A 16,419-nucleotide genomic window follows, 5' to 3' on the forward strand; every position below is an offset into this window, starting at 1 on the left:
ATAATGGGAAAAAATACTTTTTGTCAATTTTTTTTGAATATTTTTTCATTTAGTGAACGAATTTGCGTTATAAACTTGGCAGCAAGTTCATTATGATATATTTTTACAGTATATACAGCGCTTTTATCATCTACTGTAAATATTATATCATTAAAGGGAGTAGGCAGCCCCCAAGTACTATAAATAGTTTGTCCATTTTTTAATATACTGATTCGATAGGCACTATCACGTAAGTACAACGGATATTTCATAGTTACACTATGAATATGATTCGCATCAGCAGGAATATCCCGCCCTAGCATCCGGATGTTATACTCAGCAACACCAAATCGATCGGATTGTTTTGCACCGTATACCGCTAATAACTGAGGTGTATAATAATCCAAATAATCAGCCACCAATTCACTAGCAGTTCCGAAGGTTAATAACCCTTTATTGACATAAGATTCTTTTATATAGGCTAAATGATCATCTAAAGCTTGAAACTGCCCTCCTTCAAGGCTTTGCCAATCTGTCTGCCCCATAATAAACATAGCGTGTGTGAAACCGACAATGGCATGCACCCCCGGCTTTATATTGGAACTGCCCCCAGTAAAATAGTTCATGCCTTGATCTGTTTTTTTATTCATGATGGATGCGCTTTGACTATCATATGCAATAGGTTCTTTTGGTGTGGGGCGAAACTCCACTACCCCTAACTTTAGAAGATCCTTTGCAGGAGCATTAATATCATCAGCAGCCCCAAAATAAATTTCCCGTCCGTATTCACCTGAGGTGATGCCTCCTGCATTTCCATCAGCATCACTTGACCCCCATAGACCAACTTTTTTGTACGCATTCGTACTCATCGCCTCTTGTGCACTGCCATTGCCAAAATCAAAAGAGCCTGCCCGAGCTGTTAGTAATTGTCCTTGGGAAGAATTGGCCGATAATTGATCTACGATTGACTGATACTGATATAAGATGCCAGCTCGGCTGTTATAGTCGCTAAAATTTCCTTCATGTTTTATAGAATGAGCCCAACCATGTTTTAAATGATTGGCCCAAAATCCGTCAACTGCAGCATTATAAGACAGCGCATTGCCAGGCAGATACGGATCATAATCAGAATGCATATGAATTCCATATTCATGACCTTTTCCAGATTCTTGGATGACAGAGTTTTTTATTGCTGCTACTACCTTAGACCACTCACCCAAGGTTGACTGACCTGCAGCCCATTGAGCAGCTTTAACAGCTGGCCAGGCAATATAATGGGTCCACTTTGCCCCATGCTTTTCAGCTATTTCATTGATTTTTTCCGCTTTAAAAACCATTTGTCCCAAAAATTCCTTTGGGTCCAGCCATCCATTGGCATTTCCCCATGCTTTGGCATAACCAGCACCATCAATAGGTTCTAAATCTTCAGTCATTACATAAAAGATTTTTCCTGGTCTTGTATCTGCTACCTTCACACCGATTTTTGACGATAGCAGAACTTCATTTACACAAAAGCCAACGGACCAAGGCTGATTTAAGTTTACGCTATCAGGTCTTTGGGCTTGAATCTGCCAGCTAAGGCATTGTTTCTCCCCTGGGGCTAAACGTGGAATCATCTTTATAACTTGATCTACTGCGACTAGACCGTAACCATAAGGTTCCTGAAGACGCACTGCCACATTTTCCAGAAGTTCTTGACTTTGATTTTCCACATCAGCTTTAATCGTGAACCAATCGCCCTGGTTGACAGCATATTGCAGCGTACTAGGAGTCAGTGCTACAGCTTTCGCAATATCGATGCCCGTCGTAAACTGAGAAATAAGAGCATGCTGCCCTTCACTCACTTCTACACTGAGACGATAAGTCACTGCATCAGATGAAACAGCCTGCGGCAAATCAGCTAACAGTTGGGAGAAATAATGAGTTTCCTCGATCCAGCCTCCTTGATAATTGTTATAATAACGCCGATCCTGCCACTTTTGGCGAGCAGTGTCAGAAGGCAACTGTCCTGTAAAAATAGAGCCCGTTTCTCCGAGAAGATTTCCCTTATTGTCAAAAGCTGCGAATGTAATCCGCCCTCCCCCTTGCGTAGACAAAAATTCTAGTCTTATATCCGCAAAGGCTGCCGCATCGGCCTTAATCTCCACGAAGTATTCAATCTTGCCCTGGTTTCCTGCTGCAAGTTCCAGCATCGTTCCTTGACCTTGTGCTGCCATCACTCGATAGGAATTTCCTGCTCCCTCTTGCTGTAATTGTTGGGAGAGTCCCCACTTCATGCTTTCCTCTGGTGCAGCTGCGCTAAGACCAGCAATTGGCGCTGGCGCCTGACTCGCACATCCTCCAAGCAGGAATGCCAGTACGAGCACAAGGATTGTAAAATTACCTTTCATTTCATCCTACCCTTTTCTATCCATATATTGAAATCAATATGTTACATGGCAATTGTCAGGAATGAAATCCCTGGATTTCATTCCTGACAGATTGACGATCATACGAAACTGTTACTGCTCCCACATCTATCGGTTACAGCCACATGGGCATCTGTGTCACAGCACTGCCGATAAAGGTAAAAGCAATTGCACATACCACCAGAATGACTAAAATCGGAGTGATCATAACCAACATTGCCTTTGCTGTGGAAAATTCATACACTGCTTTAATCGCTGTTATCGTCAAGAAAAATGACCAGCTAAAAATTGTCAAGGCAGCAACCGCCATCATTATGCTTTTCAAACTGACTGGCAATAATGCAGCAATTACCCACAAGGGAACGATAAATACTTGTGGAAACTGAGCAAATCCCAGTGTCGTAAATAGCCCTAATCCTGTACCTCTGCCGCCAAGAAATTCAGCAATCAAATGCCATACAGCAGCTCCCATAAACCACATGAGCATACTGCTGACAATTTTAAACCCGATGACAAAGGGAACCATGGCAGACATGCCAACATCCTGCATGCCAAAATACAAGGCCCATAAGGGTATCACCAGACTCAGAAAAAAGACAATCACAGCCTGTGATATTTTTTTCTGCTCAGCAATCATCTTCATTGCTATTTTAGGTTGGAATAGCACATCATATAAAGCGTCGAAGACATTCCCCATTTATTTCACCTGCCATTTTTCTGGCGCCGCTTCCAAAGGAACACCTAGATTCAATTGATTTCCAGCCTTTTGAAATAAAAATTGTTCTAGCAGCATACTAATTTTCTCACTAGGACCAAACACCATGTTCCAAGGAGATGTCTTGCCAAATTCTTTTATGGTTGGTTTCCCTTCAATACCTGCCAACTGGCCGGCACCATCAATCGCATCATACATATTGCCTAATTCATCTACTAATCCAAGCTGCTTGGCCTGATTACCTGTATAAATACGTCCGTCAGCCAATTTTTTCACTTGTTCTTTGTCCATCTTGCGCCCTTGCGCTACTACGTCTACAAATTGATTATATATATCATCCACCATAACTTGAATAATCTCTCGTTCTGCATCTGTCATCTGCCGTTCAGGAGACAAAATATCCTTATGGGGTCCGCTTTTAATTTTCTCTTGATAGATGCCGACTTTTTTGTATAACTCCTCCCAATTGGCATAAGGCATATAAACTCCAATGCTTCCTGTCATCGTAGTCGGGTTTGCATAAATTTTATCTGTACATGCTGCCAGCCAATATCCGCCAGAAGCAGCAACATCCGCCATGGACGTTACTACGATCTTGCCTTGAGCTCGCAGCTTCTTCAATTCTTCTCCTACTTCCTGAGAAGCGGCCGCGCTGCCTCCCGGACTATTTATCCGCAAAACAACAGCCTTTACGGATGCATCATCTCTAGCCTGGTGTATTTGTTTAATAATTTGATCGGTACCGCCCTGCTCCATGAGCACACTGCTTTGGCCTCGCCCGCCGATAATTACACCATCCACGTAGATGATACCAATCTTATCGGACTGGCTGACTTTCCCCTTATTCTTAGCACCCAATCCATGAAAAGCCAACCCAATTAATGAAAGTACGATCACAATTCCAATCACAATGATCACTGACTTTTTATACATAGACAAACCTCCTTATTTTGCAAAACCATCGACATAAACACACCTATGCCAAGAACGCTTCGCATCCTTTAAAACAGATAAAACATTACCGAACCACAGAGGCACAGAGAACACAGAGAAAAGATGGATAGAATAAAAACATCCCCACATCGTACACCCTCTGTGCTCTCTGTGTTCTCTGTGGTTCAGTATTTTTCAAAAAAACTTATACTTGCTAAGCTTACAAAAAAGCAACTGCCGGAAATAAGTCCAACAGTTGCTTTTTTTTACTACTTGCCGTTCAGAGCAGCCTTAATAAATTCTCTGAATAATGGATGCGGGTTGGTCGGACGTGATTTAAGTTCTGGATGAAATTGAGTACCAACAAACCATGGATGATCCTTAACTTCTATAATTTCTATTAATCGACCATTTGGCAAAATACCACCAATCACAAGACCAGCTTGAGTGAGCTGTTCACGGTAGGCATTATTAAATTCCCAGCGATGACGATGACGTTCATAAATGATTTCATCTTGATAAGCCTGACAGGTTAAAGTATCTTCCGACACCTTACATGGATAAATCCCTAAACGCATAGTACCGCCCTTTTCTTCTACGGCCACTTGCTCGGACATGAGATCAATTACCGGATACGGAGTCTCAGGATTAAACTCTGTACTATGAGCATCTGCCAAGTTGCATACATGACGGGCAAACTCAACAACAGCACATTGCATACCTAAGCATAAACCGAAAAATGGCACTTTGTTTTCCCGGGCATACTGAATGGCTTTGATCTTGCCTTCTACACCCCGATCACCGAAACCGCCTGGTACCAAAATACCATCAACATCTGCAAAACACTTTTTAAGATCCACAGATGCAGCCTCGATTTCTTCTGCATTGATCCAATGAATTTGAATGGCAGTATCATTGGCAATACCTGCATGTCTTAAGGCTTCTGCCACGCTCAAATACGCATCAGGCAAAGCCACATACTTACCGACAATTGCAATTTTCACTGATTTTGAAGGATTAATGATTTTATGAACCATTTCGCGCCAATCTGCCATATCGGCATCACCAGCATCAATTTTAAGCTTCTCTAAGACAATACGATCAAGGCCTTCCTCTTGCATCATCAAAGGCACTTCATAAATGCTGGCTGCCGTTTTATTTTGTATTACAGCATCGGAATCAATATCACAGAAAAGAGCCAATTTATCGCGCATATCAGATGAAATATCATATTCCGTACGACAAACAATAATATCAGGCGTAATACCAATACTTCTCAGTTCTTTTACGCTATGCTGTGTAGGCTTGGTCTTAAGCTCTCCTGCAGCAGCAATATAAGGCAGTAAGGTAACATGAAGATACAGTACATCATTGCGTCCTACTTCTTTTTTTACCTGACGGATCGCTTCCAAAAAGGGAAGGCTTTCAATATCGCCGACAGTACCGCCAATCTCAGTGATGACTACGTCCGCATTATCTTCTTTGCCAACACGATAAACACGCTCTTTTATCTCATTGGTAATATGAGGAATGACCTGCACCGTACTCCCCAAATAATCACCTTTACGTTCTTTATTAATAACAGACAAATATATTTTTCCTGCTGTTACATTGGAGCTTTTACTCAAATTAATATCAATAAAACGCTCATAATGTCCCAAATCCAGATCAGTTTCCGCTCCATCATCGGTAACAAATACTTCACCATGCTGATAAGGACTCATGGTTCCTGGATCAATATTTATGTATGGATCAAACTTCTGGATCGTTACCTTTAGCCCGCGATTTTTTAGCAACCGCCCCAAAGAAGCAGCAGTAATACCTTTACCAAGTGAAGATACAACCCCCCCGGTAACAAATATATATTTTGTCATAGTCCTATTTCCTCCTAAAAATGCCTTTAACAGTGTATGTCATTTAGTACGCTAAATTAGTTCAAGTACGCCAATCATTTTATACTTTACTAAAGGGCAGTGTCAAGTACTTATTCTCGTTCACCAGGCTCTGCCGCGGACGCAACATATTCTTGTTGAATTTCCTCAAAAAGTTTTTCACGGCGGGAAGAAAAAGAACTTGGTGCACTGTCAGTATCCTCACTGGCAGAATGAGCACTCAGCTGCTGCGGCGACCATTCTACAAGACCCCACATGCCTTTTCCCATATGGACAAATCGGCTGTCCATATTGATTTGTGTATGCACTTCCGACATGGCATGAGCTAAAGAATGAATTCTGCGACCTTTCAGTTCTAAAACCTCTGTAATTAACTCTCTAAAATACATGGAGTGTCCTGTTTTTTGCAAAATTTTATAAGCTAATTCTACCTCTGAAACCTGTTTCATCATATCTGTCATATTATTTTATTCCTTCCGCACGCAGCGTTTAATTTCTTTTACTTTTACACACCAACTTGAGCTTGAAATCATTTTTGCTGGTAATGATTCACCATATTTAGGAAAATCCCTTTTTTTAGTAAGAATTTTTCAAAAAAATCCCTACATTTTTTCTGGTACACTAATCCCCAAAATACCTAATGCATGCCTAATGGTTGTTTGCACAGCTTTAGCCAGCCCCATACGCGCCAATTGCAAATCCTGTTCAACCCCTTTAATGCGGCATTGGTTATAAAAGGTGTGAAACTGTCCTGCCAAATCATGAGCATAACGGGCAATACGATGAGGCGCCCTTTCTTTCGCAGCATCTGCGATTTCTTCTTGATATTCACCCAACTTCTTAATTAAATCAACCTCACACTCGCTGGTAAGCAGACTTAATTTCGCAGCATCAACCCCCTCGAGTATAATCCCATCTTCTGCAGCTTGACGAAAAATACTGGCGATGCGCGCATAAGCATATTGTATATAATACACGGGATTCTCATTGGATTTTGACTTTGCTAAATCAAGATCAAAATCTAATTGACTATCAAGAGACCGCATAATGAAGAAAAATCTTGCAGCATCTGTACCAACTTCTTCAATCAACTCCGACAACGTTACACTTTGCCCTGTACGTTTTGACATTTTTACCAACTGGCCGCTTCTATATAAGCTTACCATTTGTACAATCAAAACTTCCAGTTGTTCGGGAGAATATCCTAAGGAACCAATGGCTGCTTTCACACGGCAAATATAACCATGATGATCAGCACCCCATATATTAATTAATTGATCAAATCCTCTTTCCAGCTTGTTTCTATGATAGGCAATATCAGCAGCTAAATAAGTAGGAATTCCATTGTCACGAATTACTACCCGGTCCTTATCATCTCCATAGGCTGTGGATTTTAACCAAAGAGCTCCTTCTTGTTCATAGATAGAACCATTGTCTTTAAGCACTTGACAGGTCTCTTGCAATGCACCGTCTTGATGCAATGTACACTCGCTAAACCAAACATCAAATTGGACATTAAATGCGGCAAGATCCGCTTTTAACGCAGCCAGTTTTTCCTGCAGGGCGATTTCTTTAAAGAATGCTAACCGCTCTGAAACAGGTATGGAAAGGTAACTTTCTCCAGCCTTATCAAGAATACGCTGAGCCGTATCAATAATATCCTGTCCGTGATAGCCATCTCCAGGAAACTCTACCTTTTGACCAAGAAGTTCGAGGTAACGGGCATGAACAGATGCTGCCAGGTTATCAATTTGATTACCCGCATCATTAATATAATATTCACTAGCCACGTCATAGCCTGCTGCTTTTAATAAATTTACCAAAGCACTTCCTACTGCAGCACCACGACCGTGACCTACGTGAAGAGGTCCAGTAGGGTTGGCACTAACATATTCTACCTGTACACGCTCTTTTTGGCCCGCTTCACTATTACCATAATTTTCACCTTGAGATAATATATCGTTTAACATGGTATATAACCAGTCAGTTTTCAAATAAAAATTAATAAAGCCCGGTCCTGCAATCACAGCTTTTTCCAACCATGTTTCTTTCATCCGAGCAACAATCGCTTCGGCAATTACTCTAGGATTTGTTTTCGCAGCTCTGGCAGCCTGCATCGAAAAATTAGTAGCAAAATCTCCAAACTCTTTTTTAGGCGGTACTTCCAGGATCACTTGCGGCAACTCATGACTGGCAAATACACCATCAGCAATGGCTGCTTGAGCTGCTTGATAAATTGCTTTATGTAATAACTCTTTAATGTCCACTTATGCTTTCCTCCTGTATGCTGATCGACAAGGTATTGGCACTTTGCCATTGTCCGTTTATTTCTAATTCATACTCAATCGCGACGGTTCCAGTTGTACTGGCTAAAGCCATCTTTAGGCTGTTTGTCAGGATGCTCATTTGCATAGTACCATAAGGTGTATGGTACATGCTATAGCTTTTTTCTCCCAGAAGAAATTCTTGTTTATGATCTATGCTGCCCGATCGTACCAATACCACATGTCTATCGTACACTTTCAACATCGTAGTAACGTCTTCTAAACCAGAAACCTCACGATCCTTATATACAATATATCGAATGTTATTTCTTTCATAATAACGACCTTTTGTAGTACATTCAATACGAGATTCTTCACCTTTTTCATCTTTTTGAGTACCAATGATTGTAATAACAATATCTATCATATTATCTCCTCTGTCAGCCTGAAATATATTATAGCGTACTCAGCAAATATTGCAACAAAAGGAAGAAAAAATTGCATAAAAAAACATAACGCCTCATGCCTGTGCATAGCAGACAAGCGGCGCGTTTAACGGATCATTCATTATATAATATATGAAAAATTCCCAAAAATATATATTTATTTCCTTTTATTTTTGATCTTAATTTTCAGCTTATTGATTTTTATTGTTGAATGCTGCTACCAAATCAGCTGATGAGGTCTGAACATCTTGAATCACTTTAATAATATCTTGCATTGTTCCGGCTTGTTTATTGGAGATTAGCGCAGACTGATTGATGCCATCGATTACTTTTTGTATGGATTCTTGTATTTCCTGCAATATCTTGTTAATATTTTCCGTAGCATCTGCACTATTTTGCGCTAAATTCTGCATTTCTTGTGCCACTACCGCAAAACCTCTGCCATAATTTCCAGCTCTGGCTGCTTCAATGGAAGCATTCAGACTCAACAGCTTGGTTTGAGTAGCAATTTTACGACTCATGTCAAGAATTTTCCCCGTATCTTTTACTCGTCTAACAGAATCATGAGATACATTCACAACACTTTCCGTATTTGCAGCTAATTCTTGGGAAGAGGCAGAAATACCCTCTATGGCAGCAACTGCCTGACTCACATTTTGTGAAACCGCATGAGCTACTTGCTGAACAATCTCGATTTGCTTTGCCTGTTTTAATCGTGTACTTAACAAAGCCACCACGACCTTAGCAATAGGACGAACATAATCTAATTGACCTGCAATAGCAAAAGTACCAACTCTTTGTCCATCTACCTCAATGGGATAATTCTGTCCTTCTTTTAGGGTTGGGTTTTTTGCCACATCAGCTGGTGTTACTACATATTCATCCAAGTGACCGCTAAGAATGTTTTGTGAACCAAGATGCTTTGTATTAAGACGCTTACCGCCATCTGAATCTCCTACAATCATAGCGTCTTGGTTACAGACAATAATATGATAACCAGTATTTTGATAAATAAACCGTGCCAATGAGCCTGCCATTTCTGATGTAATTGCATACTCTGCCATATTCGCCATCTCCCTTTTGCTGTCGGACTCCATTTTCGCTGAACTAGTATTAATATCCGCTTCTGCTATATATAAGTTCAATGGCAATACAGTAAATCCTGCTAGAATATCGACAATAAAACCAACACTTTTATTCCATCATCCAGCTCCTCAATAAGGACCTAAAAAAGACTCTATATATTTTGTTAATGCATAAAATATATAGAGTCATAAAAAAAAGTAATGGACCGCGAAGGTCACAAAGAAATGCAAAGAACACGAAGGGATACTATGGGAATTTTTAGTCTTCCTAATCCTTGTAGTCTTCGCGTTTTCGCGGTTCAAAATGTTTTATTTTTTAAGGACGCAAAGTGTTTTCTTAAAAACCGTAGCGCCGCAGTCCCTTCTTTGTAAAAGAGAAACCGCGGCGCCTATATGGATGAGGCGTCAAATGACTGCCTCTCCACTATTAGTATATGCAAAACCGTGCAAAAAGATTACTCTGAGCTCTTACTGCCAGAGTTTTGTCACCTCTGTCCCTACATAATAGGTTTTCACAATATCTTCTGCTTTGTGCCCTTCTTGAGCAAAGGTATAAGCCCCCCACTGACACAACCCTACACCATTGCCCCACCCCATTCCTTTAAAAGTAAAGCTTTCTCCATCATAATTCATCTCTGTAATTAATGTAGATCTTAAACGATCATAGCCGACTTTCTTTCTAAAATCAGAACCATATACTTTTTTATCTCCTGCACCAATATATAAAATACGACCCGAAGGACCTTTCTCCAAGATTCGAATATCTTTCGGATTGCCAGAATAACCGACGGCGGCAGCAACCTCTGCTCCCGGTATTTTTACTGTCCAGGATTTTTCTTTCTCAGGTGCATATTGAAAGCACTGGTCTGTTATTGGCTGAAAGTATGGTGTTGGAGTAGGTATCTCTTCTGGAAAGCTTTCTTCCTTCGTAGCAGCAATTTGTCCATTACAAGAGCTGTAAATCGCATTGATCAGGCCTCCTGCATATGTCAGTACTTCACCCCGGGTACGGCGTACCGCTTCTCTAACATTGTCATTTACTAACTCAGGGGCGTAAGCTTGCAGCTCTTCTTTAGCCGTACTCACGTCAGCACGATGCAATCGCATAATCGTACCCGCTTCCATCGCATGAAGGGTTAGTGTACGAGAGGTAATTGCCTGGGCCGCTAAGGCTTCAATCGGCCAATCGTTATGCATTTCCCTCGCGACAACACCTTCTAGATACTTCTCTAACAACATTCTGTCTACATAGCCTTTATCTGCAATCCACACCGTAATTGTCGGCTCAATGTTGTATTTATTAACGTCTAACGTTTCTACCCCAGGAATAGGCTGAACTGTTTCTGGCACCGGCACTTCTGGACTAGGTGCTTCTACCACCTCAGGATCGGGTTTAGGAGCAGGTGATTGCAAAAAAGAACAGGCTCCTGTCATTATCAAAATTCCAATCAGAAACATCAAAATCATAAATTTATGCTTATTTTCCATCAACTCACCTCAATCATAGTATGGAGTAATATTTATCACACTATACTTAAAATAAATGAACCCCAGAGGTGTAAAGGGGAGTCCATTTCCAACTTATTTTTTGTCATTGCGAGTGTAGCGAAGCAATCTCTTCGCAAGTAGGGGATTGCTTCGCTATGCTCGCAATGACAGAATTACGCGCCCTAAGAAAATAAAACATTTTGAAACGCGAAGACTAAAAATTTCTTTACTTATAAAAAATGAGCCTCCATAAAAATGGAGACTCACACTTTTACTTGGCAACGTAAGGTACAACGAGTGGCCCTAGAGGCAATACAGCAATACTTGCATCAGGTCCGTACTTATCAATCAACTTTGCTAATGTTTGTTCAATATTTTCTACAGACTGCAGCATGCAGTCTGCTACAGTTTCTTTATCTAAGGTTGAGTACAAATAACAATCTGCTTTAACCTGTATCATTGCCAGCGCTTGGGCTTCCCACTGATCGAACATCGAAAAAGATGGTTCATTAATCATATCCAGCAGTGCTTGAGGAGTATTGCGCATTTTCAAAATGGGGCCAAAATTACCATGGCTTGGCAGCCCATCGGAACACTCGGCAACACTGATAATACTGCCGCCCTCTTTTACGATTTGCGCACCAGCACTCATTCCTTTTACCGTTTGATACAGATTCTGATCCAAAGGATATCCTGCATTTGTCGTAATAACAATATCAAAAAAATGATCTACAGCAACCATCGCATGATGTTTTACAAATTCGCAGCCTACTCGATGAGCTTGAATCACATCTCCTGCAAACACATTGGTTATTTCTTTATCTCCATTTAATGTCACATTCAACATAAACTGCGGCTTTGCCATTAAACAATTTTGAGTAGCTGCATCCTGCACACCATTGCCTTCAATTACACCCCAAGTACTTTTTGGATTACCGATCATTTCAGCATTATGAAAGTCCTGAATCGTTTTGATTCCGACAATTCCTGGATTTATGCCTTTTGGCCCCCCAGAAAATCCCGCAAAAAAGTGCGGCTCAATAAACCCTGTAACAATTCTAAAATCAGCTTCTACATAGGTTTTATTTAAATACACTTCAGATCCATAACTATTCCGGCCAACATGTACTAATTCCTTATCATCAAAGGCTTCATGATTGATGACTCGAATCGTATCCACGACTTCCTGCCCTAGCATACTAATTAATTCTTCTCTCGTATTATGACGATGGCTCCCTAATCCATTGATCACCACAAAATTCTCTTTAGGAACATGAGACAGCTCTTCGATCAGCCATGGAACTAATTTGTGATTCGGAGTTGGTCTTGTGATGTCAGAAATTACAATGGCAACCGTATCTGATGCTTTTACCATTTCCTTTAAAGGAGGAGTTCCGGTAGGATGACGCAGAGCGTGAACAACAGCTCCCTTCTCATCTGCCAAACTCTCAATATGCGGGGGTTCCACTATTACTGCCTTATCAGGAACTTCAATACTAATACTGCCTTTACCATATGCCAATTGTACTTTTTTCATAGAATCATCTCCTTATTCCTCTTTGCTACCTATTTGTACAAATAGTTGTAATCTTCCTGCTTTTTTAGTCATAACTTTTTATACTACTTTCAATTCCTTTTTACTATCATACCCTGAAAAAGAACCTAGTAGTCCGCCAAGACTAAAGCTATGGGATGAATTGTGCAAGATTTTTCACCCAGCAAGACGGAGGAGCCGCACATATCGGACATATGTAAGGTGACGACAACGAAGCTGGGCGGAAAATACCGCGACAAGAACACCATAGATTTAGGCTTGGTGGACTACTAATTATGCAAAAGATCCCTGGTGCTTACGATCAAAAGAGATCGTAAGCACCAGGGATCTTATACTATTTATATAGTAAGTACGGCTACGATTCAGCTGGAACTCGTCCTCGATCTAAATCGTAGGCGTACTTACTATAATTTTAATCTTACGTTATATTTTTCTATCATTTTAATAGGATGATAGGATTCTTTTGCTTTTCGTAGGCCTTCAATCCCCATATCTTCCTCTCGGTTAATATACATCGCCTGTGAAAAAGTACGAGCACAGAACTCCTGATTAATAATGCTGTATACACCATTGATTCCCATACGACCTTTTTCCACATGAATCACCGCGGTATCGTCATTGCCCATTTCGCCATAACTAAAGGCTAGCATTTTACCATCAACAAAAATAGCTCCTCCTTGAAAACCAAGAACCGTAAAATTATTCATCGCTTCCACAATTGCATTTCTTTCACAGTCCAGATCATCACCTTTTACACAGCCTCGATCATCACACCACTCCTGCATAAACTCAATACAGTCCTTCGCCATTTCTTCCGTCATCGGTACATATTCGTAATTGCTGTACTTTTTTCTAAAACTATTTACATGATTTTTCTTAGTATGAAATTTACGCCCCTTTAGCTCAATTAAATCTTTCGCTAAATACACATAATCGAAATTATCCCGCACAGCTTTGGATGTAAAGTAACCTGGCTTTGCTTCTTCCAGCCACTCGATCATAAAAGCTTCTACGCCTTGCAGGGAAAACGCAAAATCATTCTCTTTTGCATGCTGTATCATACGATCCAATATCTCTGATAAACCTTCCTTTGGACCAAAGGGTGGTAAAAAGAATTTTACCCCTTCCCAGCAAGCTTTCACACATAGATAATTACCTTCAACCGTCCACTGTATTTTATAGGCTTTACGCCACATAAATAGATTCGTAAAATTATAATGGGCATTTTCATAGCGCCGCTCACTAAAGAATCGATCAAATAGCGGCTTATCTTCTAGAGTAAGCTGTTGAAACTTAATAGTAAACCCTCCTCAAACACAACTTTATTCTCCATTATACATGATTAGCCGAAAAAATATAATGGTATTGGCATAAAAAGCATCTGTTATATCGACAGGAATCCTCCTACTCAAGGACGAACTAAGCATAAAAGGATAAAAGTATCGGCTCCTCTTCCTATCATAAAGAAGCAGGAACTATAACAAAAATAATTTTCAGGAGATAATTACATGTTAAATGCCGCCCTAAACATATTAAAGCAACACTATGGTTATACCACCTTTCGCCCTGGTCAGGAGAAAATCATTACCAGCCTATTAGGCAAAAAAGATACCTTAGCCATCATGCCAACAGGTGCTGGTAAGTCCCTGTGTTTTCAAATCCCCGCCCTCTTACTGCCAGGTGTTACCCTCGTTGTCTCACCCTTGATTTCTTTAATGAAGGACCAGGTTGACGCATTAAACGGGGTGGGAATTCCGGCTACCTTTATTAATAGCTCCCTCACCCTCTCCCAGGTCAACGAACGTATTTACAATGCAAAATGCGGTCGCTACAAAATCATCTATATCGCTCCCGAGCGCTTAGAATCGGAAAGTTTTCAAGCTGCCATCAAGGTCCTTACCATCTCTTTATTAGCCATTGATGAGGCCCACTGTGTCTCACAATGGGGACATGATTTTCGTCCAAGCTATCGAGCCGTGGGAACTTTTATTGCCTCACTGCCCAACCGTCCCATTATTGGTGCCTTTACTGCAACCGCTACTACAGATGTAACACAAGACATTATTACCTTATTAGCCTTAAGAAATCCAGATGTTTATATGACTGGCTTTGATCGTGAGAACCTATCCTTTACCGTTATTCGCGGTGAAAACAAGCAAGACTTTACCCTTAAATATATTACCGCCAACAAAGAACAATCCGGAATTATTTATGCGGCTACCCGTAAAGAAGTAGATAATCTTTATAGCCTATTATACAAAAAAGGTTACTCTGTAGGCAAATATCATGCTGGATTGCCTGATAAGGAACGCCAGCACTACCAAGAACAATTCATCTATGACAATATCAGTATCATGGTCGCTACCAATGCCTTTGGAATGGGGATTGATAAATCCAATGTGCGCTATGTGATTCATTACAATATGCCCAAAAATATGGAAGCCTATTACCAAGAAGCAGGTCGTGCAGGACGAGACGGAGAACCAAGCGAATGCATGCTGTTGTTTGGTGCCCAAGATCCTTTGTTGCAACGCTATCTGATTGAGCAAACAACATTTGATACCGACCGGAAAACCAATGAACTTAGCAAACTCCAAACGATGGTAGATTATTGTCATACCCCAGAATGTCTGCGAAAATTTATCTTAAGTTATTTTGGTGAGACAAGTGATACAACAGAATGCGCCAATTGCAGCAATTGTAAGGATGACAATGAACTTACAGATATTACATTAGACGCTCAAAAGATTTTTTCCTGCGTTATGCGCGTCAAAGAACGTTATGGCACAACTTTAATTGCCAGCGTTTTAAAAGGATCTAAGGATAAAAAGGTCCTGCAGCTGGGTTTTGACAGCCTATCTACCTACGGCTTGTTAAAAAACTATACCTTACCAGAAATACGGGATGCCATTAATCGGTTAATTGCTACGGATTATCTAATGTTGACGGACAGTGAATATCCGGTAGTGAAACTGGCACCTAAAGGAGTCGCCGTATTAAAAAATCAAACAAAAGTATGGCAGAAAGTACCAAAACGTACCCAGAAAATAACAGCAGACAATTCCCTCTTTAGTTTGCTGAGAAGCTTACGTAAAACCATTGCCGACAGAGAACAAATACCACCCTATCTTGTATTTGCCGACAGCACCTTAAAGGAAATGAGCGAATATTGCCCAACCAGCTATGATGCTTTATTAACCATAAAAGGGGTGGGAGAAAGCAAACGAAAACGTTATGGTGACGAGTTCCTCGAAGTCTTACAGCAATATGCATTGGCAAATAATATTCAATCCTCTAACCTTTCTATAGAAAGTAAAGAAGCGGCTGTAAAAGTCCAGGAAAGTCCCAGCCATGTTATCAGTCTTGAGCTATACCAAAAAGGACATTCTCTAGAAGAAATCAGCCAAATGCGCAAACTAAAATCCCTTACGATACAAGATCACTTGGTACGCTGCTACCAAGAGGGACATCCTGTAAACTGGGATGCTCTTATCCCGCCTCAATATGAAAAGTTAATTCTTAGTAAAATAGCACAATTGGGCGCAGAAAGATTAAAAATCCTAAAAGACGCCTTGCCAGAAGAAATTGACTATGCTGCCATTAAAGCTGTACTGTGCAAACATAATAGGTAAAACATGGTCCATAACCTATCCC

Annotated in this window: 12 protein-coding genes; 1 reads left to right on the top strand and 11 read right to left on the bottom strand. The window is 40.6% G+C overall.

Translation table 11 applies throughout. The annotated features are described in order from the left end of the window. Positions 1-23 precede the first annotated feature (23 nt). From FR7_RS20290 to FR7_RS20340, 11 genes are all read right to left on the bottom strand, one after another. Entirely contained in the window at positions 24-2,369 is a 2,346-nt protein-coding gene (locus FR7_RS20290) for a hypothetical protein (RefSeq protein ID WP_007932512.1), read from the bottom strand. Between the two features lie 133 nt (positions 2,370-2,502). Continuing rightward, positions 2,503-3,084, bottom strand: a complete 582-nt coding sequence (locus FR7_RS20295) for a YIP1 family protein (RefSeq protein WP_007932513.1) — start codon at positions 3,082-3,084, stop codon at positions 2,503-2,505. Beyond that, positions 3,085-4,035, bottom strand: a complete 951-nt coding sequence (gene sppA / locus FR7_RS20300; protein ID WP_007932514.1) for a signal peptide peptidase SppA — start codon at positions 4,033-4,035, stop codon at positions 3,085-3,087. A 269-nt stretch (positions 4,036-4,304) separates the two neighbouring features. Next, on the bottom strand, positions 4,305-5,909 hold the full coding sequence (locus FR7_RS20305) for a CTP synthase (protein ID WP_007932515.1): 1,605 nt from the start codon (positions 5,907-5,909) through the stop codon (positions 4,305-4,307). Positions 5,910-6,019: 110 nt separating this feature from the next. After that, the gene (rpoE, locus tag FR7_RS20310) at positions 6,020-6,388 is read right to left on the bottom strand and encodes a DNA-directed RNA polymerase subunit delta (protein ID WP_007932516.1); all 369 of its coding nucleotides are present in this window, start codon (positions 6,386-6,388) and stop codon (positions 6,020-6,022) included. A gap of 141 nt (positions 6,389-6,529) precedes the next feature. Further along, the gene (gene argS / locus FR7_RS20315) at positions 6,530-8,194 is read right to left on the bottom strand and encodes an arginine--tRNA ligase (RefSeq protein ID WP_007932517.1); all 1,665 of its coding nucleotides are present in this window, start codon (positions 8,192-8,194) and stop codon (positions 6,530-6,532) included. Next, positions 8,184-8,618 carry a YwiB family protein gene (locus tag FR7_RS20320; RefSeq protein WP_007932518.1) on the bottom strand — a complete coding sequence of 145 codons (435 nt, stop codon included), beginning with the start codon at positions 8,616-8,618 and terminating at the stop codon, positions 8,184-8,186. Before FR7_RS20320 ends, argS begins: the two co-directional genes overlap by 11 nt. Before the next feature lie 210 nt (positions 8,619-8,828). Next, a complete protein-coding gene (locus FR7_RS20325; protein WP_007932520.1) occupies positions 8,829-9,788 on the bottom strand; it encodes a methyl-accepting chemotaxis protein in 960 nt (319 codons plus the stop codon). A gap of 402 nt (positions 9,789-10,190) precedes the next feature. Next, positions 10,191-11,210, bottom strand: coding sequence for a SpoIID/LytB domain-containing protein (locus FR7_RS20330; protein ID WP_007932522.1), 1,020 nt, complete (start codon positions 11,208-11,210; stop codon positions 10,191-10,193). A gap of 271 nt (positions 11,211-11,481) precedes the next feature. After that, entirely contained in the window at positions 11,482-12,747 is a 1,266-nt protein-coding gene (gene larA, locus FR7_RS20335) for a nickel-dependent lactate racemase (RefSeq protein ID WP_007932524.1), read from the bottom strand. Between the two features lie 422 nt (positions 12,748-13,169). Further along, the gene (locus tag FR7_RS20340) at positions 13,170-14,063 is read right to left on the bottom strand and encodes a DUF2156 domain-containing protein (protein WP_071524646.1); all 894 of its coding nucleotides are present in this window, start codon (positions 14,061-14,063) and stop codon (positions 13,170-13,172) included. A gap of 210 nt (positions 14,064-14,273) precedes the next feature. Between FR7_RS20340 and recQ the strand changes: the two genes are divergently transcribed. Then, positions 14,274-16,397: a DNA helicase RecQ gene (recQ, locus tag FR7_RS20345; RefSeq protein ID WP_007932527.1), complete on the top strand. Its 2,124-nt coding sequence runs from the start codon at positions 14,274-14,276 to the stop codon at positions 16,395-16,397. Positions 16,398-16,419: the final 22 nt, after the last annotated feature.

Origin of the sequence: Pelosinus fermentans DSM 17108 (assembly GCF_000271485.2) — a bacterium.
In the GTDB taxonomy this organism is placed as follows: domain Bacteria; phylum Bacillota; class Negativicutes; order DSM-13327; family DSM-13327; genus Pelosinus; species Pelosinus fermentans.